We start from the raw sequence: 25220 nt of genomic DNA, 5'->3' as shown, positions 1-25220 counted from the left end.
CCAAAACCCGCTGATATTTAAGGCTAACTGGTGATGACAAGCCCCAACGAAAATATTTTCACCGTCTCTCGTTTAAACGCTGAAGTTCGCCTTCTGCTTGAGAACGAAATGGGTATCGTTTGGCTGGTTGGCGAGATCTCAAATCTCACTGTCCCTGTGTCTGGTCACTGGTATTTCACGCTAAAAGACAGCCGCGCTCAAGTTAAATGCGCCATGTTCAAAGGCAATAACCGACGCGTTACCTTTAAACCAGCAAACGGTAATCAGGTATTGGTTCGCGCGAGATTGTCCTTGTATGAACCTCGCGGCGACTACCAAATCATTGTTGAAAGCATGCAGCCTGAAGGCGATGGCATGCTACAGCAGCAATTTGAAAAGCTAAAAATGCAATTGGCCTCGGAAGGCTTGTTTGCGGCTAGCACGAAAAAAGCACTCCCTGAACAACCAAGACGCGTTGGAATCATCACCTCAAAAACCGGTGCAGCCCTGCACGATATTTTGCACGTATTAAAACGCCGTGACCCAAGCCTGCCTGTCGTGATCTATCCGACTCAAGTGCAAGGTAAAGATGCGGCAATACAAATTGCGCAGGCGATCGGACGCGCGAACAGTCGCGATGAATGTGATGTGCTAATTGTTGGGCGCGGTGGCGGTTCATTAGAAGATTTGTGGTGTTTTAACGAGGAAATAGTGGCGCGTACCATTGCCGCGAGCAGTATTCCTATTGTGAGTGCAGTGGGCCATGAAGTGGATGTGACCATTGCCGATTTTGTCGCAGACGTTCGCGCCCCGACACCATCTGCGGCCGCAGAGTTAGTGAGCAGAGATACGTCTATTCGCGCCCAGCAATTTTCGCAGCGAACAGATAGGCTGGCACATGTGTTCAGCAGGCATCTCTCACGCAGCCAAGATCGCCTCACACGTCTGCAACACCGACTGGCAATGCAACACCCACAAGCTCGCCTTCAACAGCAAGCACAGCAGTTTGACGAGCTTGAGCGTCGCCTGTATCAATCCATGCGCACCAAACTGCAAACTGATGCGCAGCGATTAGACCGAGCCAGCCAGAGATTAGCGCGTTTCTCACCAGCAAACCAACTGCCGGGGCTCAGCACGCAACTGGGATATACGCAGCAACGATTAGTGGAAGCCATACGCCGCCAGTTACGCCAACAGCAGCATGAACTGGCGCTGAAGATGGAAACCTTAGATGCCGTGAGCCCACTGGCCACACTGGCGCGCGGATATTCGATAACACGTGACGAGAACAATAAGGTGATCAAGTCTGACGGTGATGTGAAGCCCGGCGATAGGATCATTACCGCGCTTGCCAGCGGAGAGATCCACTCCACCGTGATCTAGGATCGCTCTTTTCATTGTTCCACATACGTTTAAACGGCGTCGTTACGACGCCGTTTTTTGTGCTTCGAAGACAATTCTCGCACTCGAGCGTGACTTTAATTCATTGCATTGATGACAGAAGTAATTCGTCGCACCACACGCTTGCAGCTTTTCCAATTGCGTCTCACAGGATTGGCAATACCCCTGTTTTATAAAGACTTTATTGCAAGGCTCACAGCGATAGCTCCCCTGTTCCCAATACATCACCACGCCACAATCTGGGCAATTGTTTTCCATGACTATTTCCCCTTAGCTGTCCACATCGCACTTTCGCTGTTCAACATTTCACGTATCACTTTTGCGCGCTATTCTAACTGAAACTCAAGATCAAACAGAACAGCCTCTCGCTGGATCCTATCAAGATCGTCAGATCTCAGCGTTTATGGGATCCGATCAGCGATCTACCCCTAAAAGAATATTTATCAATACAACTCCCGAAAGCATAAGTTACATGTTCTGTATTTGGATTTATGAAAGGATAATATTCCAATATTTATTTTAAATATGGAAATTTAAAGAATTTAGTAAAAGCAAGATGGTTTAATGACCGAGTAAAAAAACAGCTAAGCCTCCTAGAACGATATTTCCGGCTTACCCCCACTAAAAACGTGACTAAGATCTTATTTTTACTGCAACTTTAGCAACAGATCACTCATGAATGTCACCAAATTTCGTCAATTTGTCCCACATATGCACTGATACATGACCTCGTTCGACATTGAATGCCGGAAGAATAGTGCCCATGTCTAAATTACATGAGCTGTCATTCAATCTTCATCGTTTCGGCTAAACAACCGACATAAAAAAACCGACCACGAGGGTCGGTTCTTTTGATTACGCAATATGATTACTTCTTACCGCGATTTTTTACCATATCCATCAATCGCTTACGTTGGCGACCCTGTGAAATAGTCAGGTTTTCTTTCTTGCCTTCAAATGGGTTTTCGCTATTTTGGAACTGAATGCGAATTGGCGTACCCATGATTTTCAATGATTTGCGGTAGTAGTTCATCAGGTAGCGTTTGTACGAAGCAGGTAGCTCACGCACTTGGTTACCGTGAATCACTATGATGGGTGGGTTGTAACCCCCTGCGTGTGCATATTTCAGCTTCACACGACGTCCGCGGATCATTGGTGGCTGGTGATCGTCTTGCGCCATACTCATGATTCGAGTAAGCATTGAGGTGCTAATACGCTTGGTCGCAGACTCATACGCTTCCTGAATTGACTCAAACAAGTGACCAACGCCTGTCCCATGCAATGCAGAGATGAAGTGGATACGAGCAAAATCAACAAAGCCAAGGCGACGGTCAAGTTCAGACTTCACACGGTCTTTCACATCACTGTCCAAACCATCCCACTTGTTCACGGCGATAACGATTGAACGACCTGCGTTCAATGCAAAGCCCAACAAGCTCAAGTCTTGGTCTGAAATATTTTCGCGCGCATCAATCACCAACAACACCACGTTGGCATCTTCAATCGCTTTCAGTGTTTGAATAACTGAGAATTTCTCGACTTTTTCGTTCACACGCTTACGACGACGAACACCGGCAGTATCAATGATCACGTACTCACGACCGTCACGTTCCATAGGAATGTAGATCGAATCACGTGTGGTACCCGGCATATCGAAAACGACCACGCGGTCTTCACCAAGAATACGGTTAGTCAGTGTCGATTTACCTACGTTCGGACGACCAATAATGCTGAACTTGATAGGACGATTAAGCAGACGCTCCAATGCTGATTCCGCATCTTCTTCGGTCAGCTCTTTGTCTTCCTCGTCAAGGTCGTGCTCATCCGTCAAATCAACCAAGCCTGCTTCGCCAGCTTCTTGCTCAGCAAGTGCTTCTGCAAATGGCTTTAATGCACGGTCAATCAAGCCCAATACGCCACGGCCATGAGCTGCAGCGATTTGGAACATGTTACTCATGCCCAGTTGCCAAAATTCCGCACTCGCGGCATCAGCGTCGATACCGTCGACTTTGTTAACCACAAGGAAGGTTGTCTTTTCACGGCTGCGAAGGTGTTGTGCAATCGCTTCATCGGCAACCGTCAAACCTGAACGGCCATCAACCATGAACAATACGACGTCTGCTTCTTCAATTGCCGCCAATGATTGCTCAGCCATTTTGGTTTCAACACCTTCTTCGGTACCGTCGATACCACCAGTGTCTACCACGATGAACTCATGCTCACCCAGCATGGCTTTTCCGTATTTACGATCCCTGGTCAAACCCGGAAAATCGGCCACCAGCGCATCGCGCGTCCTTGTCAGCCGGTTAAAGAGTGTCGACTTCCCCACATTTGGACGCCCAACAAGGGCTACTACAGGAATCATACTGACCTCTTAAAATCTCATATTCATTAATAACAGCGGCTCCTGAACCTTGAGGTCCAGGAGCCGAATAATTTATAAACGCTTGATGTTACTGCGTTTGCTTCTTACTAATACGACCATCGCGCGTGATAACAATATAAGCGTCATCCGCTTTCACTGGCGCGACTGCAAAGCCACTGTCATCCAGCTGTTGTTGCGCGACAAATTCGCCTGTCGCGGGGTCTAGCCAATGCAGGTAACCTTCTGCATCACCCAAAACAACATAACCAGAAATGGCAGCCGGTGCTGTCAGCTGTCGATATTCTAGATCGCGATTTTGCCAAAGCTCGGTACCACTTCGTGCATCAACAGCGACCACGTGGTCTTTGTCGGTGACAAGGAACAAATAGCTGCCCACCACCAAGAAATCCGTGGTTGTACTATAGGTACGTTTCCACGCAGGTCGTCCTGAGCGCAAATCGATTGCCACTAGCTGGCCATTGTAACCAACTGCATAAAGTAACGAACCTGAAATCACAGGTGTTGCGTCAACATCGACCAAACGATCTATCTCTGTTGCACCTTTCGGGCTTGCCACAGTTTGCTGCCAGATGATATTACCGTTTTCAATGAAAGCAGCACCCAGACGGCCGTTTGCCATTCCCCAAAACACACCACCTGAAATCGCAACGGGTGAGCTATCACCGCGCAGCGTCAAGTTAGGAACATCGGTAGAAATGCGCCAGCGCTCTTCACCAGTTTCAGCATCAAAGGCAGCCAATTCACCGCGACTGGTATTTACCACAATCAGGCTTTCATCCGCTAGTGGTTTCGACAAGATTTCGCCGCCAGCGTTAATTCGCCAGACCAGATCGCCCGTCTCTTCATCCAACGCGATCAAGTCACCGGTTTCCGTACCTAGATACAATTTGCTGTACGATGCAGTCACACCGCCAGAGATCAACGCAGGCCTTTCTTCACCTAAGTTAACCATCCACAGCGTTTTTCCGGTTTCTCCGTCAATGGCTTTCACTTCACCATTACGATCCGCCGCATACACTTTGCCATATTCATAGACAGGTGTGAGGTTGCTGAAATAACGTCCCACACCATCACCCACTTGGGATGACCAAAGCGCTTTAGGTGTAAACGTACTCTCGACCACAGGCACAGGTGCCATGACGATAGAATCTTCTTCACCCGCACAACCAATAAGCAGTGTTCCTAGCAAGGCTACTGCACCAACATGTTTCCATCCCTTGCGCATCATACTCAAACCTTATTGAGGCAGGTTGTCCAATTTCATTTGAACAACAGGGTTAGACGCGGCGGCAATCGATGCTGCATAAGCTGAACGCGCGGCGTTAACATCACCTTTGCGCAATTCAATATCACCACGAAGCTCTTCAACCTGTGGTTTCCAGCTATCACCTGTCACACTATCTAGCTCTTTTAGCGCGGCATCGAAGTTACCTTGCTGCGCTTCAATACGTGCGAGACGTACGGTTGCGGTGACTTTCAGAGCGTCATCTTTTGCGGTTTGCACTGAGCGCAGTTGCTCTGCTGCTTTAGCTAACTCACCCGTTTCAACAAAAGATTTCGCCAATTGCAGCGCCACTAATGCGTTGTAAGCACCATCGTGAGACTGAAGGAAAGCAGTCGCTTTTTCTTGCGCTTCAGCATCACCTGCCGCCAAAGCACCAACCACTTGCATGTAGGCTTCTGATGCCTGCTCGCGGCTTGTTTCTTGTTCTGACTGATAATAGCGCCATCCGTAAAGACCGCCCAAACCAATCACTGCGCCGAGGAAAACGGCTTTGCCGTTCTCCCGCCACCACGTTTTAATCGCTTCGACTTGTTGTTCTTCTGTGGTGTAGACGTCCACGTTTAGTCCTCTCTTAAACCAATTGAGCCAGTTTGTCGGCTACATCATCCTGAGAAATGGTCAGCTGTTCGCCACCTTTAAGATCTTTATATGTCACGACATTGTTGGCAACTTCGTCTTCACCCAGTACCAATGCGACCGATGCGCCCACTTTATCCGCACGTTTAAATTGCTTCTTAAAGTTACCGCCACCGAAGTGAGTCATGACACGTAGGCCTGGCACGCGTTCACGCAATGCTTCTGCTAGTTTCATGCCTGCCGCTAATGTCCCTTCGCCTGCCGTGACCAAGTAAACATCAACAGCAGGGCGAGTTTCATGCAGCGCGAGGGTTTCCATCAGTAGCACGAGACGTTCAACGCCCATCGCAAAACCAACGGCAGGGGTTGCTTTACCACCTAACTGTTCAACCAGACCATCATAACGACCGCCGCCACACACTGTACCTTGAGATCCCAAACTTTCGGTGATCCACTCGAAAACAGTGCGATTGTAGTAATCAAGACCACGCACCAACTTCTCGTTGACTGTGTATTGGATGCCTGCAGCGTCCAACAGTTCACACAAACCAGCAAAATGTTGTTTTGATTCATCATCTAGGTAAGCAGATAGCTTAGGTGCATCTGTCAGCACGGCTTGGATTTCTGGATTTTTAGAATCCAGCACGCGCAATGGGTTAGTGTGCATGCGACGCTTGCAATCTTCATCCAAGATCGCTTCGTGTTGCAGCAAAAAGTCCACCAACGCTTCGCGATAATCCGCGCGCGCTTCAGGTGAACCAATCGAGTTCAACTCAAGACGAACATGCTCATGAATACCCAGCTTACGCCACAGACGTGCTGTCATCATAATCAACTCTGCGTCAACGTCAGGACCATTTAGGCCAAAAACTTCCACACCAAACTGATGGAACTGACGGTAGCGGCCTTTTTGAGGACGCTCATGACGGAACATTGGGCCCATGTACCACAGGCGTTGTTCTTGGTTGTACAGCAGACCGTTTTCAATACCGGCACGCACACAGCTTGCCGTCCCTTCAGGACGCAAGGTTAGGCTGTCGCCATTGCGATCTTCAAAGGTATACATCTCTTTTTCGACCACATCGGTGACTTCACCGATAGCACGACAAAACAGATTGGTCATTTCGACTATCGGCATGCGCACTTCGCTGTAGCCGTAAGCACTGATCACGTCTTTAACCGTACCCTCAACTTTTTGCCAAAGTGGAGTTTGTGTTGGGAGGCAGTCGTTCATGCCTCGAATCGCTTGAATTGTTTTCGCCACGTTTACTCTCGAAACCGATCTTTTATATTCTGTCTTGAAGCAAGCCTTGGGCTTACTCCTGCGTGTTTACGTCAATGCGGTTTTTTTCGTCCAGCATTGAGGCTTTAGCCCGAATCTTCGCTTCCAGCTCATCGATCAGGTTGTCATTATCAAAACGTTCTTTCTGACGAATGCCATCATCGTAATAAGCACTGCGCTTATTGCTTCCGGCTACACCAATGTGAGAAACCTCAGCTTCGCCAGGACCGTTAACCACGCAGCCAATGATGGACACATCCATCGGGACCACAACGTCTTCCAGACGCTGCTCTAGCGCATTCACGGTACCAATCACATCAAACTCCTGACGGGAGCATGTTGGGCAAGCGATAAAGTTAACACCACGCGAACGAATGCGCAGTGATTTCAATATATCAAAACCGACTTTAATTTCTTCAATTGGATCTGCCGCCAGTGAAATACGCAGCGTATCACCAATACCTTCACTCAGCAGCATACCTAAACCGACCGCTGATTTCACTGCACCCGCACGGGCGCCACCAGCTTCGGTGATACCCAAATGCAATGGCTGATCAATGCGTCGCGCCAGTTGACGATAAGATTCAACTGCCAAGAAAACATCCGAGGCTTTCACGCTGACTTTAAACTGGTCGAAATTTAGACGATCTAAAATATCAACATGTCGCATCGCCGATTCTACCAAGGCTTCCGGTGTTGGCTCGCCATATTTCTCTTGGATTTCACGTTCCAACGATCCGCCGTTGACGCCAATGCGGATTGGAATATTTTTATCACGAGCGGCGTCTACCACAGAGCGAATGCGTTGCTCATTACCAATGTTGCCAGGGTTAATACGAAGGCAATCCACACCATACTCAGCAACGCGCAGTGCGATGCGGTAATCGAAATGGATATCGGCCACCAAGGGTAAGTTGGTTTGCTCGCGGATCAATTTGAATGCTTCTGCCGCTTCCATGGTCGGCACTGAAACACGAACAATATCGGCACCGACTTTTTCCAGCGCATTAATTTGCGCGACGGTCGCAGCGACATCTGTGGTTCGGGTATTCGTCATTGACTGGACGGCAATTGGCGCGCCATCGCCGATCGGCACGTTACCCACGTAAATACGCGTTGACTGGCGACGTTTAATAGGAGATTCGGTATGCATTAGGTGTACTCTGAATTACTTCGGAAGGCTCAAACGGGCTACCCGTCCAGAAGGGTAACTACTTAAATCAACTTTGTTGCCGTTGTAGACAAGGTTCACTGCGGCGGGAGCGCCCAGTACAACCTTAAATGGCGCTTGACCAGACAGATCAACAGTTTCACCCGCCGATTTTATGCCAGTCAAAAGACGCTTACCACTGGCATCACGGATATCGACCCAGCAATCGCCTTTGAATGAAAGGACAAGTGAAGGTGTTTGATTAGCGACATCAGCGTTGTTCGATACTGTATTCGATGCGGTGACAACAGGTGTTGCAGGGTCTACCGCAGGGGTTGTCTCAACCTCGGGTTGAGTATCGACAGAATCCGATGCCGTTATGTTGTTCGTTGTGTTGTTATCCGTGGCAGAAGCATCGCCTTGCGCGCTGATTTCAGGCTCAACCAACTCAGAATCTGAAGCATCGATCGTGTCTGTTTGCGAAGGCGCAATCAACGTTATCTCCGTTTCTGTGATTTGTTCATTGGCCTCTGAGGTACTATCAGATTGAGTAAACGCGACGAAATCATCAGACAATGACATCAAAGGATCATTTTGTTGGTTCTGCCACCACCAAAATGTCGTGATCCCGACAACAACCGCCAAGATAACCCACGTTAAGCTCATTACGCGGCTATCATGTTTATCAATACGCGTTTGGCGAGAAAAACTCTGCATCTTCTGTGCAGACTCTTCCGATTGTGGTGCGGCCTGAAACCCGCGAAGAAGATCATCCGCATTCAAGCCAACCAGTTTAGCGTAAGAGCGAATGTAGCCGCGTGTAAACGTGGCTATTTGTTTGTTATCGCAACAGTTTTCTTCTAATTCTCGAATAACGGAAACACGAAGCCGTAGACGATCTGCGACGTCTTGGTCGGAAAGCCCCAGCGCTTCACGGGCGTCTTTGAGAACCCGCCCCGGTTGCGTCGACTCTACCTCTAACACTTGTTCTTCGTTTTGTTCAGTATTCATTCGCTAAGTACTGTCTATATTCGTTAGATTCAGGATATTGTCTGGCCAACAAACTGGCATACCTTGCCACTTCACTAGGTCTTTCGGCTTTGTTTTCCAGCTCTATCAGCGTGTAAAGCGAACCCGGGCGATAACCATATCGTTTATGGAACTTAAATAAACGTAAACGAGCATCGTTCAACTGATTATCTTTGATTTCGAGTCGCGCAAGTTGAACCGAAGACAAAGGTCGATTCGGTTCATGGTCAATCGCTTTTGCAAACCAAAGCTTCGCGCTTTCTGTATCACCCGCTTTCAATGCACACAGTGCAGCGTTTTCAAAGCTTCCAGACAACTTGTAATAGTACGGCTGTGCAATGGCCTTCGCAAATGCCTTTTGCGCTTCATCATAACGTTCTTGACGACATAAAAAGACGCCATAGTTATTCTGAACGTCTCCGTTTTTAGGAGAGTGGCGAAGAGCCGTGATGTATTGCTGCTCGGCTTGATCAAACTCTTCTACTTGCTGTAAGTAGTGAGCAAACGAGATGAGAGAACGGTAATAAGTAGGGGCAAACTGCACCGCCATTTCGAGGTTTTGCCTCGCACGCTCCCACTGGCCTGCATTCAAATAGGCAATGCCCAATGCAATTCGAGATTCAGCAGCGTCAATACTATCAAACTTAACGTTACTTTGCTTATCCGTTACTGTGACACAGCCTGCTAATAATCCCATCAATAACAGTGTACTAAGCGTCCTTGCCATCATCTCATCCTATCAGTCTTAGTGATCAGACTGATTTTACAGGAATTTGCTCCTCAGCATTCAGTCTGCTTTGCGTACGCTTGGTTCGATCAATAACATCACCGACAAGTTGTCCACATGCCGCATCAATGTCGTCGCCTCGTGTTTTGCGCACGGTGACCGTGTAGTCATATTGCATCAATGTCTTCATAAAGCGATCGATGCGCGAATTACTCGGCTTCTTGTATGGTGACCCAGGATAAGGGTTAAAAGGAATCAAGTTTATCTTCGCAGGAGTATCTTTTAGCAGCTCTGCGAGTTGGCGCGCATGGTCCATCTCATCATTGACATGATCAAGGAGCACATACTCCACCGTCACGCGGCCACGGTTAGCATTTGATGATGCTATGTAACGACGCACCGACTCCAAGAAGGTGTCAATGTTATAGCGATCATTGATTGGCATGATCTGGCTGCGAAGCTCATCGTTCGGCGCATGCAAAGAGATGGCCAAGGCAACGTCGATTTTACCTGTCATCTGATCCAAACCGGATACCACACCCGATGTGGATACCGTCACGCGACGCTTAGAAAGACCAAACCCCAGATCATCAAGCATGATGTTAAGTGAAGGAACCAGGTTTTTCATGTTGAGCAATGGCTCGCCCATACCCATCATGACGATATTGGTAATGGGGCGACGACCGGTGTCTTTTTCAATACCGATCTCTTTCGCTGCACGCCATACCTGACCGATGATTTCAGACACTTTCAGGTTACGGTTGAAGCCTTGTTGAGCGGTTGAGCAGAATTTACAGTCAAGCGCGCAACCTACTTGCGAAGAAACACACAGCGTCGCACGGTCTTCATCAGGGATATAAACGGTCTCTACGTCTTGGTTGCCCACACGCATCACCCACTTAATCGTGCCGTCACTTGAATGCTTAGCAAGCGTGACTTCTGGCGCGCGAATTTCACATTTCGCTTTCAGTTTTTCACGAAGCTTTTTATTGATGTTGTTCATCTGATCGAAATCATCAACACCAAAATGGTACATCCACTTCATGATCTGATCAGCACGAAATGCTTTTTCGCCTAACTCATCAGCGAAAAACGCTCGCAGTGCTTGCCGATCAAAATCCAGCAGATTGATTTTTTCCGTTGTCATCAGATTGCCTCGTGAAACAGGTTATATACGGGGTTGATAGTGGCTTACAGCCTTAAATCAAGGCGCGAAATTGTACAGGCTTTGTGATCCGGATTCCACCTGTTACTTATAGGTGTATTTTGCGCTTAAAACAAAAAAGGGAGCAAATGCTCCCTTTTTTCTTTTCAATCACAGTCGACTAGGCTTTGCGAGGGCAAATCTCATCGCTGGCGAAAAAATATGCAATCTCGCGCTCGGCAGAAGTTGGGCTGTCAGAACCATGTACTGAGTTAAAACGCATGCTAACAGCATAATCCGCGCGTAACGTACCGCATGCAGCTTCTTCAGGGTTAGTTTTACCCATCAGCTCACGGTAGTTTGCAATCGCATTCTCGCCTTCCAGCACTTGTACCATCACCGGACCTGATGTCATAAACTCCACCAAGTCGTCAAAGAATGGCTTACCTTCATGCTCTGCGTAAAAGCCTTGCGCTTTTTCTTTGTTCAAGTGAAGCATTTTTGCTGCGATAACACGCAGCCCAGCAGCTTCAACACGCTGATAGATAGCGCCAATCAGATTGCGTTCAACAGCGTCGGGCTTCACGATTGAAAATGTGCGCTCAATAGTCATTCTATCTTCCTTATTATATTTTCAGACAGCAGATAGAAAACGGGTTATCTGCTTGTAATGTCAAAGGTAGCGTACCAGAGCGCAATGTCAGACCCTACCTTGACATTGCGGAACCGTTAACTGTGTTGATAATTCTAGAGAACTTTTGTTTGAATTATCGTGAAGATTCATCCATTAAAATACGAGACAAGGTCTTCACACCCATGCCTGTTGCGCCAACGGCCCACTTGTCGCTCGCACCTTTACGGTAAGTGCCTGAACAATCCAAGTGAATCCAACCGTTTTTGTAATCATCCACGAAGTAGGACAAGAACGCCGCCGCGGTGCTTGCGCCTGGCGAGTATTGTCCCGCGCCCACGTTAGCCAGATCGGCAAAGCTGGATGGCAACATGTTGCGATGGAAATCAGCCAGCGGCAGTTGCCACATACCTTCATTCTCCGCATCAGCTGCTGTCAAGCAGCGTTGTGCCAATGACTGGTCAAAGCTAAACAGTGCGTGATAATCATTGCCCAGCGCCATTTTCGCTGCGCCAGTCAGGGTGGCGCAATCAATGGTTAGTGCTGGATTGAACTGGTTGGCATACAAAAGGCCATCAGCCAGTACCAAGCGCCCTTCTGCATCAGAGTTCAACACTTCTACGGTTACGCCGTTCTTGTAAGTGATGATGTCTCCCAATTTGTAGGCATTGCTGGAAATCATGTTCTCTGCACAACACAAGATGAGCTTCACGCGCTTGTTCAAGCCTTGGGCAACCGCTAGGCCTAAACCACCCGTTGCCATCGCCGCACCGCCCATGTCTGCTTTCATCGCATCCATAAAGCTTGATTGCTTAATGCTGTAACCGCCGGAGTCGAACGTTATACCTTTACCAACAATACAGGCGAACACTTCCGCGTTTTCATCACCGGTTGGGTTGTAATCCAGTTGCAGCATGGCCGGTTTACGGGCAGAGCCACGGCCTACGGTATGTACGCCTACCCAACCATGCTCAAGCAAGTCTGCGCCAGACAAAATTTTATAGCTGACATGCTCAGGGCTCGGGGCTTGTGATTTGATGAATTCGCCAGCACGCACAGCTAATTGCTGCGGGCCCACTTCTTCTGCGGTTTCATTGATGATCTGACACACCCAATCAATCGCAGTGATGCGATCGTTCAAGGCTTTCAGTGATTTTTGGTCAAGTGAAGGTGGCTCAAACTCGACGCCCGCTTTAGGGCCGCGAAGACCTTGGTAGAATGCCCACGCGGTCTCAAGATCCCAGTTTTTCCCGATTAGGCTGACTTTGCGAATACCTTGAGAATCAAGCTTACGTGCGGCTTGTTGTACTGGAGAGAGTCTATCTTCTCCCGTAGCATGAACAGTCGCACCTTTTTGGTCAAAAGAAACAACGGCATTGGCGCCCCAAACTTCTGCGGCAGATTCATGGGAAAGCGCGATACGCATTTTGTTAGTCATGCTGAACTCCTTTTTCAACTCGATTTGCCAATCTCGGGCAAAACGTATTAATTTTTTGACTGATTATAGTTTTAGTTTGTAATGTTTTTATCAGATAAAACAAAGCGGGCTTTAGCCCGCTTCAATATGATCAATGTGCCTGCATTAAACGACTAACACAAGGGCTATACCCAAAGATTAATCCATTTCGTCCATCCAGCACAGGATGATCGCCTCCAATATTTTCTCATTGGAGTGATTAGGGTCATCAGAGAAATCTTCCAGCTCCATCACCCAACGGTGCAGGTCAGTAAAACGTACCGTTTTAGGATCCGTGTCTGGAAATTTTTCGACAAGCTCAATCGCGATATCGCGAGAGTCAATCCATGTTAAGCTCATTGCTTCTGCTCCCTAAGGTTGAATTAGTGGTGCTCTGACGCGTGATTCAAGGTGTATCGAGGTACTTCTACCACTAGATCTTGATCGGCAACTTTCGCCTGACAACCTAAGCGTGACTCAGGCTCAAGCCCCCATGCCTTATCCAGCATGTCGTCTTCCAGTTCATCACTTTCATTCAGAGAGTCGAAACCTTCACGAATGATCACATGGCATGTAGTACATGCACACGATTTCTCACAAGCATGTTCAATCGCGATACCGTTACGCAGCGCTACATCTAACACTGTCTCGCCAGCTTTCGCTTCCAACACCGCCCCTTCCGGACAGAGATCCTGGTGTGGCAGAACAACAATCTTTGGCATGTTTAAACCTCATCAATGGAATGGCCAGCCAATGCTTCGCGAATGGATTTATCCATACGACGCGACGCAAACTCTTGGCTCGCTTTATCTGTATCTTTAATACCTTGCTCAATTGCAGCGGCATCGTCACCGTTACGCAGAGCGATAAGTGCTTCGATCGCTTGAACCAAGGCTTTTTGCTCGTCTTCAGTAAGTAACGCTTCAGCATCGGCTTGAATAGCAACCAGCAGACCTTCAATCACACGATCAGCCTCGACACGCTGCTCTGCAAGGTAGCGCGCGTCTTTGTCTTCTTGTGCGTGGGTGAACGACGATTTGATCATGTTAACCACTTCATCATCACTCAAACCGTAAGAAGGTTTAACCTGAATAGAAGACTGCACTTGCGTGCTTTTTTCCATCGCCGTGACAGATAACAAACCATCAGCATCCACTTGGTAGGTCACACGTACATGCGCGGCACCTGCCGTCATCGGCGGAATCCCTTTCAGGGTAAAATTGGCGAGTGACCGGCAATCGTCAACCATCTCGCGCTCTCCCTGCACCACGTGGACTTTCATGCCCGTTTGGCCGTCTTTGAACGTGGTAAACTCTTGCGCGCGAGCAACAGGGATGGTTGTGTTGCGTGGAATAATTTTCTCTACCAAGCCACCCATGGTCTCAATACCCAGCGACAAGGGAATCACATCCAGTAGCAACATTTCACCATCCGGCTTGTTGCCCACCAAAATATCGGCCTGCGTTGCTGCGCCAATCGCGACGACTTTGTCTGGATCAATACTGGTTAGTGGAGTGCGGCTAAAGAACTCGCCCACCTGTTCGCGAACCAAAGGTACGCGCGTTGAACCCCCGACCATAACCACTTCCAGCACCTCATCGGTGCTGACGCCGGCATCTTTTAACGCTCGACGGCAAGACAGTAAGGTTTTCTTAACCAATGCACCAATCAAATCATCAAACTGCGCGCGCGTCAGTGAGCCTTTCCAGCCAAGAACATCAATATCTGCGCTGGCGTTATCACTCAATGCCACTTTTGTAGCCGTCGCCACATTAAGTAATCGACGGCGATCATCACCAGACAATTCACCAAAGGCTGCTTGTGCCGCAATCCAATCTGCTACAAGGTGGTCAAAATCATCGCCACCAAGCGCCGAGTCGCCGCCAGTCGCTAGGACTTCAAACACGCCTTTTGACAGGCGAAGAATGGAAATATCAAAGGTACCGCCGCCCAAATCATAAACCGCGATCACGCCTTCTTGGCCTGAATCCAGACCATAAGCAATCGCGGCTGCCGTTGGTTCATTGAGAAGTCGAAGCACGTTAAGACCGGCCAATTTGGCAGCATCTTTCGTGCCCGCACGCTGCGCATCATCAAAGTAGGCAGGAACGGTAATTACCACGCCTTCAAGCTCACCACCGAGTGACGCTTCCGCTCGTGCATTAACCGCACGTAGTATGTCTGCGGACACTTCGATTGGGTTTTTAGCGCCTAAGCGCGTATTGATCAACGGCAAGCCATTTTCAGACGCAGACAGTTGATAAGGTAAATGCGGGTAACGTGATTGAACGTCAGAGAGTGAGCGCCCCATCATACGTTTGATTGAAATAATCGTGTTGGCACTGTCTGTTTCAGACATTGCCTGCGCATCGTAACCCACGGTGACGGTATCGCCATAGTGCACCACTGATGGGATCAGTGAACGACCATCTAGATCATCAAGGGTTGTTGCGGTGCCACTGCGAACAGATGCCACGAGCGTATTGGTTGTCCCGAGGTCGATACCGACCGCGAGCTTATGCTCATGCGGTGCAGCACTTTGACCAGGTTCTGCAATTTGTAACAGTGCCATGTTGGTTCCTGTAGCCTGATCTGCCACCGCGCCGTGAATTAACCCAGCAGCCGATCTTCGATTCGTTCGATTTCTTGCTTGAGTTTGACTAAGAATTTGAGCTTACGCACCGTCACCGCCGCATCTGGCCAATGCTGATTATTGAGTTGTTCTATCAATTCGCTCAGCAGGGCTTGGTGGAGTGTCGATACCTGTTTCTCAAAGCCAAACAACAATACATCCGGCTCATCGCTGTCTGCAATCTCTTCGAGCTCTTCACGCAGCTCCATTTGCTGCATCAAAAACTCAGGATCTTGCATTGTCTGCTGTTCGTCGCGCAGCTCTAGCCCATTCAGTGAAAGGAGGTATTCAGCACGGCGAACGGGGTCGCGCAGCGTCTGATAGGCATCGTTGATTTGCGCCGCTTTCTGAACAGCTAGCAGGCGCTCTTGAGAAGAGGCCGTAGCAAATTTGTCCGGGTGAAAACGTCGTTGGAGTTCGCGATACTGCGAAGAAAGAGAGCTACCATCCAGTTCAAACTGAGATGATAGCCCGAATAGTTCGAAATGATTCATGTCATCTCACGTGTTAAACGTTAAAGCTCTCGCCGCAACCACACTCACTGCTTACGTTCGGGTTGTTAAACTGAAAACCTTCGTTCAAGCCTTCTTTGGCAAAATCGAGCTCAGTACCTTCAAGATACAGCATGCTCTTGCTATCAACGATCACTTTCACGCCGTCGTGATCAAACACTTGGTCTTCTTCTTGAAGCTCATCAACGAACTCCAAAATATAAGCCATGCCTGAACAACCTGAAGTTCGTACACCTAGACGAAGTCCGATGCCTTTACCTCGGCTTTCAAGAAAAGTGCGAACGCGTGATGCAGCAGCATCTGTCATAGTAATGGCCATAGATACAACAACCCTTCTTACGTATTAAGCTTCGTGTTTTTTCTTGTAGTCGCTAACAGCAGCTTTGATTGCATCTTCCGCCAGAATTGAGCAGTGAACCTTCACTGGTGGCAATTCTAACTCTTCTGCAATTTCAGCGTTCTTAATCGCTGCCGCTTCGTCCAGTGATTTACCTTTAACCCACTCAGTAACCAGTGAGCTTGATGCAATCGCAGAACCACAACCGTAAGTCTTGAACTTCGCATCTTCGATGATGCCTTGATCATTCACTTTGATTTGCAGCTTCATTACATCGCCACATGCGGGTGCGCCAACCATGCCGCTACCAATACTTGGGTCGTTTTTATCAAACCCGCCCACGTTGCGCGGATTCTCATAATGGTCGATTACTTTTTCGCTGTAAGCCATGATCTATTCCTCAATATCCTTTGACCGATTAGTGGTGTGCCCACTCAACGGTGTTTAAATCAATACCTTCTTTGTACATGTCCCAAAGAGGTGACATTTCACGAAGCTTGGTAACCGCTTTCAAAACCTGCTCAATCGCGTAGTCCACTTCTTCTTCTGTGGTAAAACGACCAAAAGAGAAACGAATTGAGCTGTGTGCCAACTCATCGTTCAGGCCTAAAGCGCGTAGAACATAAGATGGTTCAAGGCTTGCAGATGTACATGCAGAACCCGAAGACACAGCCAAATCTTTCAGTGCCATTAACAGTGACTCACCTTCGACAAAGGCAAAGCTCACGTTCAAGTTACCGGCAACACGCTGTTCCAAATCACCGTTCACGTAAACGGCTTCTAAATCTTTCACACCATCAAGGAAACGGTTACGCAGTGCCAATGAATGTGCTTGATCTTTCTCAAGCTCTTCTTTTGCAATACGGAACGCTTCACCCATGCCCACGATTTGGTGGGTCGGCAGCGTACCTGAACGCATTCCGCGCTCGTGACCACCGCCGTGCATTTGGGCTTCTAGACGAATACGTGGCTTACGACGTACATACAATGCGCCGATACCCTTAGGACCGTAGGCTTTGTGTGCACTCATTGATACCAAATCAACTTTAATTTCTTGCGTATCGAGTGGCAGTTTGCCAACTGATTGCGCGGCATCAACGTGGAAGACCACTTTGCGTTCGCGACACAGTTCACCAATGGCTGCGATGTCTTGAATCACGCCAATTTCATTGTTCACATGCATGATAGAAACCAAAATGGTGTCTTCACGCATTGCGTCAGCCAGTTTGTTCAAGTCAACAATGCCGTTTGACTCTGGCTCGAGGTACGTGACTTCAAAACCTTCGCGCTCTAGCTGACGACAAGGATCCAACACTGCTTTATGCTCGGTTTTGCAGGTAATAATATGTTTACCTTTTTTACCGTAGAAGTGCGCAATGCCTTTGATCGCTAAGTTGTCTGATTCTGTCGCGCCTGAGGTGAATACAATTTCACGTGGGTCAGCATTCAGATAATTCGCAATGTTTTCACGTGCCGTATCAACCGCTTCTTCCGCTTGCCAACCAAAACGGTGCGAGCGAGATGCTGGGTTACCAAACACGCCATCTAGCGTCAGGTGTTGCATCATGACTTCCGCAACACGCGGATCTACTGGGCATGTTGCTGAATAGTCAAAATAAATTGGCAATTTCATTTGTGTCTCCAAGTACTCCGGCACGACTCGTTACGAGCGAAAATTCACACCCATAGTGACTGTATTTTCACTGCCACTGGCGTTTAAACCGTGTCTAACAATAGTGGTTGACTCACGCGTGGAGTCTTGACGCCCCGCGACCTGCTTGACTTCGTTGTCTTGCATCAGTTCGCCGAGCGTTATGTCATTCAAAAAGCTGCTAATACGCGAGCTTAGGTCACGCCAAAGCGTGTGTGTCAGGCAGCGAGTTCCGCCTTGGCAGTCGCCTTTACCTTGACACTTGGTTGCATCTACCGATTCATCAACCGCAGCGATAACCATACCTACTGCGATCTCATTTGCGTTAACACCGAGACGGTATCCACCGCCTGGACCACGAACGCTAGATACCAGTCCAGCCTTGCGAAGACGCGAGAAAAGCTGCTCAAGATATGACAAAGATATACCTTGACGCTCTGAAATATCAGCCAGAGGTACGGGCCCCATTTCGGAGTGCAGCGCGACATCAAGCATCGCTGTAACGGCATATCTGCCTTTAGAAGTCAGTCTCATAACATCCTACCTGTGAGCGAGTAATGCAATGAGTCTGACATACCCGACTAAAACGGTCAAGTATTTAACCTACCATTTTAGTCAAGCTTTTAGCCCTGTAGATAAAAAGGTTATTCTTGCGTCTTTTTGATACTTTTTTCAACAGCAGAAAGCACGCCACGCAAAATATTCAGCTCCTGACTTTCAGGACGTGCGCGGTTAAATAGGCGACGTAATTTAGTCATCACCATGCCAGGATGTGCTTTGTTGATAAATTCTGTTTTATTCAATACCTGCTCAAGATGCACATAAAAACGCTCTAGATCTTCAGCCAATGGATAAAGCTGCTCTTTCACTTCACCTTGGTAGGCTTGGCTGTCTAGCCATGCCATGCGCGCTTCGTAGCAAAGAGTTTGCACTGCCATGGCGAGGTTCAACGAACTGTATTCAGGGTTGGCGGGAATCGCCACATGGAAATGACAAGCTTGAAGTTCTTCATTCGTCAGCCCCGTGCGTTCGCGGCCGAATACCAATGCCACAGGATGTTGGCTGGCTTCTTCAATCGCCTTTATACCGCACTCACGTGAGTCTAGCATTGGCCATTCAAGGGTTCGGCTTCGCGCACTGGTGCCTACAACCAAACCACAATCTGCGACCGCTTCTTCAATGGTATTCACGATGCGTGCATTGTTGGCAATATCGCTTGCACCCGCCGCGAGCGCGATAGCTTGGCCGTCGACGGTGCAATCCGGCGCGACCAGCACCATGTGTTTTAACCCCATCACTTTCATGGCTCGCGCAGCCGAACCAATGTTGCCAGAGTGGGTAGTGCCAATCAGTACAATTCGAATATTATCTAACATTTAGCGATCACTGAATTACGTCGGGAAATTCAGCTCAAACGACCCTAAATGGTGTTTGAGCATTGAGCCGCGCGATTCTACCACACTGGTATTTGTTTTACCCTTATTACACCGTTGTACAAAAGCGGGTGCGCAAAAAATCACCACTTCCCTTTTAGCCCAGCTCTGATATACTCGCCGCCGCTTTCCGTTCTTTAACATCCGTTGGGAAAAATTGTATGCATCCAATGCTAAACATTGCCATTCGCGCTGCGCGAAAGGCTGGCGACTTTATCGCTAAATCTGCTGAAAACCCTGATAACGTAGAAGCCACTCAAAAAGGCACTAATGACTTCGTTACCAATATCGATACTTCTGCTGAGCACATTATTATCGATGTAATCAAGAAATCTTACCCTGACCACAGCATCGTTTCTGAAGAAGCGGGCGTGATTAAAGGTAAAGATGCTGATTACCAATGGATCATCGACCCACTGGATGGCACGTCTAACTTCATTAAAGGTATTCCTCACTTCTCTGTCTCTATTGCACTGCGCATTAAAGGCCGTACAGAAGTCGCTTGTGTATACGATCCAGTCCGTAACGAGTTGTTCTCTGCTCAGCGCGGTTCAGGCGCACAGTTAAATAGCAAACGTCTTCGCGTTAGCAGCCCTAAAGATTTGAATGGCACAATTCTGGCGACAGGTTTCCCTTATAAAGCGAAACAACACTCAGAAGGCTTCATGAAAGTGGTTAGCGCGCTGTTTGTTGATTGTGCAGACTTCCGTCGCACAGGTTCAGCGGCACTCGACCTTTGCTATGTTGCCGCAGGTCGTTTCGACGGCTTCTTCGAGCTTGGCTTGAAACCTTGGGACATGGCTGCAGGTGAGTTGATCGCACGTGAAGCTGGTGCACTTTGCACAGATTTCGCAGGTGGCACTGATTACATGCAAACCGGCAACATTATCTCTGCTAGCCCGAAAGTACTGAAAGGTATGCTGGCGAAAGTTCGCGATAACGCGAACGAAGCAATGAAGAAATAAGATTGTTCTGAATAAAAAAACGGCGTCCTTCGGGACGCCGTTTTTGTTTGGGGAAAAGAATAAAAAATGGAGCCTTTCGGCTCCATTTTTGTTACCACATAGGCATGCGTTAAGGCATTGTATCGAACTCTTCGCCTTCTTTATCCACTGGCGGTGGAGGAAGAAGGTGCTCGCGGGTGATGCCCAATTTGAGCGCCAGTGCCGAAGCCACATAGATAGAAGAGTAAGTACCAATGGTAATACCAATCAACAATGCTGCAGCGAAACCATGAATCATCGCACCGCCTTGCAAGAACAAGGCAATAACCACGAACAAAGTTGTGCCTGACGTGATCAAAGTACGGCTCAATGTCTGTGACACCGAGGAGTTAATGATCTCAGCCGCATCGCCTTTACGCATTTTTCGGAAGTTCTCACGGATACGGTCATAAACAACAATCGTATCATTCAAGGAGTACCCCACTACCGTCAGCAATGCTGCCACGATGGTTAGGTCCACTTCGATTTGTAGGAACGAGAAAATACCCAAGGTAATGATGACATCATGCGCCAAAGAGGTTACGGCACCTGCCGCAAGACGCCATTCAAAACGAACAGAGACATACAGCAAAATACACAGCAAAGATGCAATGATTGCCAAGCCACCCGCTTCGGTCAGCTCGTCGCCCACATTCGGGCCAACAAACTCGATGCGGCGCATTTCGACCACTTCACCAGTACCGCTTTTGATTGCCTCAAGGATTTGTGTACCTAGCAGCTCGCCTTGCACGTTTTCACGTGGACGCAGGCGCACCATCACATCACGTGAGGTACCAAAATTCTGAACAATCGCATCGCCAAAGCCTTCAGCTTGTAGAGAATCTCGGATCAGTTGCAGATCAGCGGGCTTCTCAAAGCCCACTTCAATCAGCGTACCGCCAGTAAAGTCGAGACCCCAATTGAGCCACTTCGTCGACAAGCTAAAGATAGACGCTGCAATCATCAGAGCCGACAAAATAAAGGCCGGCTTAGACCAACGCATGAAATCGATATTCAGGTCGGGTTTTAAAAGTTGAAACATTTTAATGCCCCCTTAAATCGATAACTTGTCAATGCGCTTACCGCCGTATACCAGGTTAACCAGGCAACGGGTTCCGATAATAGCAGTGAACATTGAAGTGAGAATACCGATAGACAGTGTCACAGCGAAACCTTTCACCGCACCTGTGCCCACAGCAAACAGAATGATTGCAGTGATTAAGGTGGTGATGTTGGCATCGGCAATGGTGCTAAACGCATTCGCATAACCTTGAGAAATCGCTTGTTGAGGGTTTCGCCCTTCATGCAATTCTTCACGGATACGCTCAAAGATAAGCACGTTAGCATCGACCGCCATACCGACGGTTAGGACGATACCAGCAATACCTGGCAGCGTCATTGTCGCCCCTGGGATCATCGACATCACACCAATGATAAGCACAATATTTGCCGCCAGTGCACAGTTAGCAAATAAGCCAAATCGACGGTAGTAAAACAAGGTGAAGAGCATGACCGCAACCAAACCCCACAAACAGGCTTTAATACCCATGTCGATGTTTTGTTGACCCATCGATGGACCAATGGTGCGTTCTTCTACAATCGAGATTGGTGCAATCAATGCACCTGCACGCAATAGAAGAGCAAGGTTATGTGCTTCAGCTTGTGAATCGATACCGGTAATACGGAAGTTACGTCCCAGCGCCGTTTGAATGGTCGCTTGGTTAATCACTTCTTCATGCTTAGTCAGGATGACCTTACCGTTCTCATCACGCTTGCCACTGTCTTTGTATTCAGCAAACACTGTCGCCATTAATTTGCCGACGTTGTTCTTACTAAACGCAGCCATCTTGCTACCACCGTCGCTATCGAGCGAGATGTTAACTTGAGGACGGCTATATTCATCAAAGCTAGAGCTTGCATCTGTAATGCTTGAGCCACCCAGAATTACGCGTTTTTTCAATACCGCCGGACGACCGTCACGGGTGTATTTTACTTCGCTACCTGGGGGTACACGACCCGCTGCTGCCGCGGCTAAATCAGCACTGTCATCCACTTCGCGGAACTCCAGTGTTGCCGTTGCACCCAAGATTTCTTTTGCGCGCGCAGTGTCTTGAACACCTGGCAACTCAACCACAATACGGCTTGAACCTTGACGCTGAACCAATGGCTCAGCAACGCCCAATTCGTTAACACGGTTACGCAGAATCGTGATGTTCTGATTGACGGCGTAGTTAAGAATTTCTTGAAGACGCGCTTCAGTGAAGATCGCTGATACTGCAAAACGGGCGCTGTCGGTGCTAAACACCATATCTGGGTGCAGTTTCGCGAGCTCTGTTTCCGCTTGATCCATATCAGCTTCGTTACGCAGCATCACTTCGATGTTGTCGTTACTGCCAACACGAATACTACGATAGCGAATTTTCGCTTCACGCAATTCGGTACGGAAAGTGTCTTCCTGCTGAGTTAGCAGCTTCTCCATCGCCGCATCCATGTCCACTTCCATCAGGAAATGCACGCCGCCGCGAAGATCCAAACCCAATTTCATTGGGTTTGCGCCAATCGCTTCGAGCCAATCAGGTGTGGCTGGGGCAAGGTTCAACGCAATAATCAAACCGTCGTCTTTGAGCGCACTGTTTAATGCGTCGCGGCCTTCAATTTGAACTTCGGTGTCGGAAAAGCGAACCAGTACTGTGCCGTTTTCAAGCGCAATAGACTTATAAGGAATGCTGTCTTTTTCGAGGGTGGTTTTTACGGTATCCAGAGTTGAAACATCAACCGAGGCGCCACGCGCCCCGGTGATTTGAACCGCTGGATCTTCACCGTAAATATTGGGAAGTGCATAAAGGGCGCCGACAAATAAGACCAACACCACCATGATGTACTTCCACAAAGGATAACGGTTTAGCACTGCTATGATCCTTTATGGTTATCAGGTTACAGCGACTGAATCGTGCCTTTAGGCAGAACTGCAGTCACAAAATCCTTTTTAATAGTTACTTCGTTGTTGTCGTTAAGTGCGATAACGATGAAGTCGTTTTCTTCGGAAATCTTAGTGATTTTGCCAACTAGGCCACCACCAGTAAGAACTTCGTCCCCTTTACCCATAGATGCCATCAGGTTTTTGTGTTCTTTAACACGTTTTGCCTGCGGACGGTAAATCATGAAGTAGAAAATAACGGCAAACAGGCCAAGCATAATAAATAGCTGCATACCGCCACCCTGTGGTGCGCCTTCTGCTGCTGCATGAGCTTGTGAAATAAACATTCAGTCACGTCCTCGTATTAATTTGAATATTGTTGCGATTTTACCTCTCCGAGAGCGAGCTTTCGAAGAGGCAGAACTTCTTAGTCTTCTTTCAACGGTGGCACTTCGCGGCCACGGCGTTCGTAGAATTCTTTCACGAAGGTATCTAATCTACCTTCGTCGATAGCGTTACGCAAACTCTCCATCAGACGCTGGTAATAGCGTAGGTTGTGGATAGTGTTGAGACGAGCGCCAAGAATTTCATTACAGCGATCAAGGTGATACAAATACGCCTTGCTGTAATTGCGGCAAGTGTAACAGTCACACTCTGGATCCAGTGTAGTTGTGTCACTTTTATGCTTCGCATTACGGATCTTGATCACACCTCCAGTCACAAACAGGTGGCCATTACGCGCATTTCGGGTTGGCATCACGCAGTCAAACATGTCTACACCACGGCGCACGCCTTCAACCAAATCTTCAGGTTTGCCCACACCCATCAGGTAGCGTGGCTTGTCTTCAGGCAGTTTTGGACAGGTATGTTCCAATACGCGATGCATATCTTCTTTTGGCTCACCTACCGCCAAACCGCCAACAGCATAGCCATCGAATCCAATCTTGGTGAGGCCTTCAACAGACACGTCACGCAAGTCTTCATAGACTGAACCTTGCACGATACCGAATAGAGCATTTTTGTTGCCCATTTTATCGAAATGGTTACGGCTACGTTGTGCCCAACGCAAGCTCATTTCCATCGACTTTTTCGCTTCGTCATGAGTCGCTGGGTATGGCGTACATTCGTCAAAAATCATGACAACGTCTGAACCCAAGTCGTACTGGATTTCCATCGACTTTTCCGCATCCATAAACACGCGATCGCCGTTTACTGGGTTACGAAAATGCACACCTTCTTCGGTGATTTTGCGCGTTTTACCCAAGCTGAATACTTGGAAACCGCCCGAATCGGTCAAGATAGGACCTTGCCAGTTCATAAAATCGTGCAAATCGCCATGGGCGCGCATCACTTCTTGACCAGGACGAAGCCACAAGTGGAAGGTGTTACCTAGCAAGATCTGTGCACCGGTTTCAGCCACTTCTTCTGGTGTCATCCCTTTTACGGTGCCATAGGTGCCAACAGGCATAAACGCAGGGGTTTCCACCGTACCACGTTCAAAAATCAAACGACCACGACGTGCGCGACCTTCTTTTTTAATCAGTTCGTATTTCACGATACCTCCGAAATGCCAGATAAACAGTCTGGCGAAAGTGTGCCTAAGACACAGAGACAAAACTGGCTGCCAACTTATTCAGTGGACAGCCAGTCAAAAATTATCGTCCGTGTTTGCCAAGTTTTTCTCTCAACAAACGCGGTATTCTGGCGTC

26 protein-coding genes are annotated in these 25220 nt (G+C 48.3%); 2 read left to right on the top strand and 24 right to left on the bottom strand.

Translation table 11 applies throughout. The features are described 5' to 3' along the window. Positions 1-33: 33 nt before the first annotated feature. A complete protein-coding gene (gene xseA / locus AB8599_RS03190; RefSeq protein WP_407332369.1) occupies positions 34-1362 on the top strand; it encodes an exodeoxyribonuclease VII large subunit in 1329 nt (442 codons plus the stop codon). A gap of 42 nt (positions 1363-1404) precedes the next feature. On the opposite strand, the gene AB8599_RS03185 is transcribed toward xseA, so the two are convergent. From AB8599_RS03185 to trmJ, 20 genes are all read right to left on the bottom strand, one after another. Further along, positions 1405-1638 carry a zinc ribbon domain-containing protein gene (locus AB8599_RS03185; protein WP_407332368.1) on the bottom strand — a complete coding sequence of 78 codons (234 nt, stop codon included), beginning with the start codon at positions 1636-1638 and terminating at the stop codon, positions 1405-1407. A 610-nt stretch (positions 1639-2248) separates the two neighbouring features. Continuing rightward, the gene (der, locus tag AB8599_RS03180) at positions 2249-3745 is read right to left on the bottom strand and encodes a ribosome biogenesis GTPase Der (RefSeq protein WP_407332367.1); all 1497 of its coding nucleotides are present in this window, start codon (positions 3743-3745) and stop codon (positions 2249-2251) included. An 88-nt stretch (positions 3746-3833) separates the two neighbouring features. Beyond that, a complete protein-coding gene (bamB, locus tag AB8599_RS03175) occupies positions 3834-4994 on the bottom strand; it encodes an outer membrane protein assembly factor BamB (RefSeq protein ID WP_407332366.1) in 1161 nt (386 codons plus the stop codon). A gap of 9 nt (positions 4995-5003) precedes the next feature. After that, positions 5004-5609 carry a YfgM family protein gene (locus AB8599_RS03170; protein ID WP_407332365.1) on the bottom strand — a complete coding sequence of 202 codons (606 nt, stop codon included), beginning with the start codon at positions 5607-5609 and terminating at the stop codon, positions 5004-5006. Between the two features lie 13 nt (positions 5610-5622). After that, positions 5623-6891 carry a histidine--tRNA ligase gene (hisS, locus tag AB8599_RS03165; RefSeq protein WP_407332364.1) on the bottom strand — a complete coding sequence of 423 codons (1269 nt, stop codon included), beginning with the start codon at positions 6889-6891 and terminating at the stop codon, positions 5623-5625. A 52-nt stretch (positions 6892-6943) separates the two neighbouring features. Beyond that, the gene (ispG, locus tag AB8599_RS03160) at positions 6944-8062 is read right to left on the bottom strand and encodes a flavodoxin-dependent (E)-4-hydroxy-3-methylbut-2-enyl-diphosphate synthase (protein ID WP_407332363.1); all 1119 of its coding nucleotides are present in this window, start codon (positions 8060-8062) and stop codon (positions 6944-6946) included. 15 nt (positions 8063-8077) lie between these two features. Further along, a complete protein-coding gene (gene rodZ, locus AB8599_RS03155) occupies positions 8078-9070 on the bottom strand; it encodes a cytoskeleton protein RodZ (RefSeq protein WP_407332362.1) in 993 nt (330 codons plus the stop codon). After that, entirely contained in the window at positions 9060-9815 is a 756-nt protein-coding gene (pilW, locus tag AB8599_RS03150; protein ID WP_407332361.1) for a type IV pilus biogenesis/stability protein PilW, read from the bottom strand. The genes rodZ and pilW overlap by 11 nt, the downstream gene beginning before the upstream one ends. A 25-nt stretch (positions 9816-9840) precedes the next feature. Next, positions 9841-10962, bottom strand: a complete 1122-nt coding sequence (locus AB8599_RS03145) for a bifunctional tRNA (adenosine(37)-C2)-methyltransferase TrmG/ribosomal RNA large subunit methyltransferase RlmN (RefSeq protein ID WP_407332360.1) — start codon at positions 10960-10962, stop codon at positions 9841-9843. 178 nt (positions 10963-11140) lie between these two features. Next, entirely contained in the window at positions 11141-11572 is a 432-nt protein-coding gene (gene ndk / locus AB8599_RS03140) for a nucleoside-diphosphate kinase (RefSeq protein ID WP_407332359.1), read from the bottom strand. A gap of 154 nt (positions 11573-11726) precedes the next feature. Continuing rightward, a complete protein-coding gene (pepB, locus tag AB8599_RS03135) occupies positions 11727-13028 on the bottom strand; it encodes an aminopeptidase PepB (protein ID WP_407332358.1) in 1302 nt (433 codons plus the stop codon). Between the two features lie 177 nt (positions 13029-13205). Then, a complete protein-coding gene (iscX, locus tag AB8599_RS03130; RefSeq protein WP_407332357.1) occupies positions 13206-13406 on the bottom strand; it encodes a Fe-S cluster assembly protein IscX in 201 nt (66 codons plus the stop codon). Between the two features lie 23 nt (positions 13407-13429). Further along, positions 13430-13768, bottom strand: coding sequence for an ISC system 2Fe-2S type ferredoxin (gene fdx, locus AB8599_RS03125; RefSeq protein ID WP_407332356.1), 339 nt, complete (start codon positions 13766-13768; stop codon positions 13430-13432). Positions 13769-13770: 2 nt separating this feature from the next. Continuing rightward, on the bottom strand, positions 13771-15618 hold the full coding sequence (gene hscA, locus AB8599_RS03120) for a Fe-S protein assembly chaperone HscA (RefSeq protein ID WP_407332355.1): 1848 nt from the start codon (positions 15616-15618) through the stop codon (positions 13771-13773). 38 nt (positions 15619-15656) lie between these two features. Then, positions 15657-16172, bottom strand: coding sequence for a co-chaperone HscB (gene hscB / locus AB8599_RS03115; protein WP_407332354.1), 516 nt, complete (start codon positions 16170-16172; stop codon positions 15657-15659). A 13-nt stretch (positions 16173-16185) separates the two neighbouring features. Further along, positions 16186-16509, bottom strand: a complete 324-nt coding sequence (gene iscA / locus AB8599_RS03110) for an iron-sulfur cluster assembly protein IscA (RefSeq protein WP_407332353.1) — start codon at positions 16507-16509, stop codon at positions 16186-16188. Between the two features lie 24 nt (positions 16510-16533). Beyond that, positions 16534-16917, bottom strand: coding sequence for a Fe-S cluster assembly scaffold IscU (gene iscU / locus AB8599_RS03105; protein ID WP_407332352.1), 384 nt, complete (start codon positions 16915-16917; stop codon positions 16534-16536). 28 nt (positions 16918-16945) lie between these two features. Then, positions 16946-18160, bottom strand: coding sequence for an IscS subfamily cysteine desulfurase (locus AB8599_RS03100; protein ID WP_407332351.1), 1215 nt, complete (start codon positions 18158-18160; stop codon positions 16946-16948). A 30-nt stretch (positions 18161-18190) separates the two neighbouring features. Continuing rightward, a complete protein-coding gene (iscR, locus tag AB8599_RS03095) occupies positions 18191-18712 on the bottom strand; it encodes a Fe-S cluster assembly transcriptional regulator IscR (RefSeq protein ID WP_407332350.1) in 522 nt (173 codons plus the stop codon). Between the two features lie 110 nt (positions 18713-18822). After that, positions 18823-19554 (bottom strand): tRNA (cytosine(32)/uridine(32)-2'-O)-methyltransferase TrmJ, encoded by a 732-nt coding sequence (gene trmJ, locus AB8599_RS03090; RefSeq protein WP_407332349.1) that lies wholly within the window; start codon positions 19552-19554, stop codon positions 18823-18825. Positions 19555-19772: 218 nt separating this feature from the next. On the opposite strand from trmJ, the gene suhB reads away from it, so the two are divergent. Then, a complete protein-coding gene (gene suhB, locus AB8599_RS03085) occupies positions 19773-20576 on the top strand; it encodes an inositol-1-monophosphatase (protein WP_407332348.1) in 804 nt (267 codons plus the stop codon). Between the two features lie 109 nt (positions 20577-20685). On the opposite strand, the gene secF is transcribed toward suhB, so the two are convergent. The 4 genes from secF to tgt form a co-directional block, all read right to left on the bottom strand. Further along, positions 20686-21636, bottom strand: coding sequence for a protein translocase subunit SecF (gene secF / locus AB8599_RS03080; RefSeq protein ID WP_407332347.1), 951 nt, complete (start codon positions 21634-21636; stop codon positions 20686-20688). Between the two features lie 12 nt (positions 21637-21648). After that, a complete protein-coding gene (gene secD, locus AB8599_RS03075; protein WP_407332346.1) occupies positions 21649-23502 on the bottom strand; it encodes a protein translocase subunit SecD in 1854 nt (617 codons plus the stop codon). Positions 23503-23528: 26 nt separating this feature from the next. After that, positions 23529-23858: a preprotein translocase subunit YajC gene (gene yajC / locus AB8599_RS03070; RefSeq protein ID WP_407332345.1), complete on the bottom strand. Its 330-nt coding sequence runs from the start codon at positions 23856-23858 to the stop codon at positions 23529-23531. Positions 23859-23938: 80 nt separating this feature from the next. Further along, positions 23939-25066 carry a tRNA guanosine(34) transglycosylase Tgt gene (gene tgt, locus AB8599_RS03065; protein ID WP_407332344.1) on the bottom strand — a complete coding sequence of 376 codons (1128 nt, stop codon included), beginning with the start codon at positions 25064-25066 and terminating at the stop codon, positions 23939-23941. Positions 25067-25220: the final 154 nt, after the last annotated feature.

This window comes from Enterovibrio litoreus (assembly GCF_045679545.1).
Taxonomy (GTDB): domain Bacteria; phylum Pseudomonadota; class Gammaproteobacteria; order Enterobacterales; family Vibrionaceae; genus Enterovibrio.
The sequence above is the reverse complement of the archived record's forward strand: the minus strand, read 5'-3'. Positions and strand labels throughout refer to the sequence as shown.

Excerpts from the sequence above, each read along its gene's own strand:
- ndk (WP_407332359.1), bottom strand. The coding sequence starts at position 11,572 with ATGACTATTGAGCGCACATTTTCAATCGTGAAGCCCGACGCTGTTGAA.
- hscA (WP_407332355.1), bottom strand. The coding sequence starts at position 15,618 with ATGGCACTGTTACAAATTGCAGAACCTGGTCAAAGTGCTGCACCGCAT.
- secF (WP_407332347.1), bottom strand. The coding sequence starts at position 21,636 with ATGTTTCAACTTTTAAAACCCGACCTGAATATCGATTTCATGCGTTGG.
- pepB (WP_407332358.1), bottom strand. The coding sequence starts at position 13,028 with ATGACTAACAAAATGCGTATCGCGCTTTCCCATGAATCTGCCGCAGAA.
- rodZ (WP_407332362.1), bottom strand. The coding sequence starts at position 9,070 with ATGAATACTGAACAAAACGAAGAACAAGTGTTAGAGGTAGAGTCGACG.
- xseA (WP_407332369.1), top strand. The coding sequence starts at position 34 with ATGACAAGCCCCAACGAAAATATTTTCACCGTCTCTCGTTTAAACGCT.
- AB8599_RS03185 (WP_407332368.1), bottom strand. The coding sequence starts at position 1,638 with ATGGAAAACAATTGCCCAGATTGTGGCGTGGTGATGTATTGGGAACAG.
- fdx (WP_407332356.1), bottom strand. The coding sequence starts at position 13,768 with ATGCCAAAGATTGTTGTTCTGCCACACCAGGATCTCTGTCCGGAAGGG.
- ispG (WP_407332363.1), bottom strand. The coding sequence starts at position 8,062 with ATGCATACCGAATCTCCTATTAAACGTCGCCAGTCAACGCGTATTTAC.
- AB8599_RS03100 (WP_407332351.1), bottom strand. The coding sequence starts at position 18,160 with ATGAAATTGCCAATTTATTTTGACTATTCAGCAACATGCCCAGTAGAT.
- bamB (WP_407332366.1), bottom strand. The coding sequence starts at position 4,994 with ATGATGCGCAAGGGATGGAAACATGTTGGTGCAGTAGCCTTGCTAGGA.
- iscU (WP_407332352.1), bottom strand. The coding sequence starts at position 16,917 with ATGGCTTACAGCGAAAAAGTAATCGACCATTATGAGAATCCGCGCAAC.
- pilW (WP_407332361.1), bottom strand. The coding sequence starts at position 9,815 with ATGGCAAGGACGCTTAGTACACTGTTATTGATGGGATTATTAGCAGGC.
- AB8599_RS03145 (WP_407332360.1), bottom strand. The coding sequence starts at position 10,962 with ATGACAACGGAAAAAATCAATCTGCTGGATTTTGATCGGCAAGCACTG.
- suhB (WP_407332348.1), top strand. The coding sequence starts at position 19,773 with ATGCATCCAATGCTAAACATTGCCATTCGCGCTGCGCGAAAGGCTGGC.
- trmJ (WP_407332349.1), bottom strand. The coding sequence starts at position 19,554 with ATGTTAGATAATATTCGAATTGTACTGATTGGCACTACCCACTCTGGC.
- yajC (WP_407332345.1), bottom strand. The coding sequence starts at position 23,858 with ATGTTTATTTCACAAGCTCATGCAGCAGCAGAAGGCGCACCACAGGGT.
- iscR (WP_407332350.1), bottom strand. The coding sequence starts at position 18,712 with ATGAGACTGACTTCTAAAGGCAGATATGCCGTTACAGCGATGCTTGAT.
- iscX (WP_407332357.1), bottom strand. The coding sequence starts at position 13,406 with ATGAGCTTAACATGGATTGACTCTCGCGATATCGCGATTGAGCTTGTC.
- iscA (WP_407332353.1), bottom strand. The coding sequence starts at position 16,509 with ATGGCCATTACTATGACAGATGCTGCTGCATCACGCGTTCGCACTTTT.
- hscB (WP_407332354.1), bottom strand. The coding sequence starts at position 16,172 with ATGAATCATTTCGAACTATTCGGGCTATCATCTCAGTTTGAACTGGAT.
- der (WP_407332367.1), bottom strand. The coding sequence starts at position 3,745 with ATGATTCCTGTAGTAGCCCTTGTTGGGCGTCCAAATGTGGGGAAGTCG.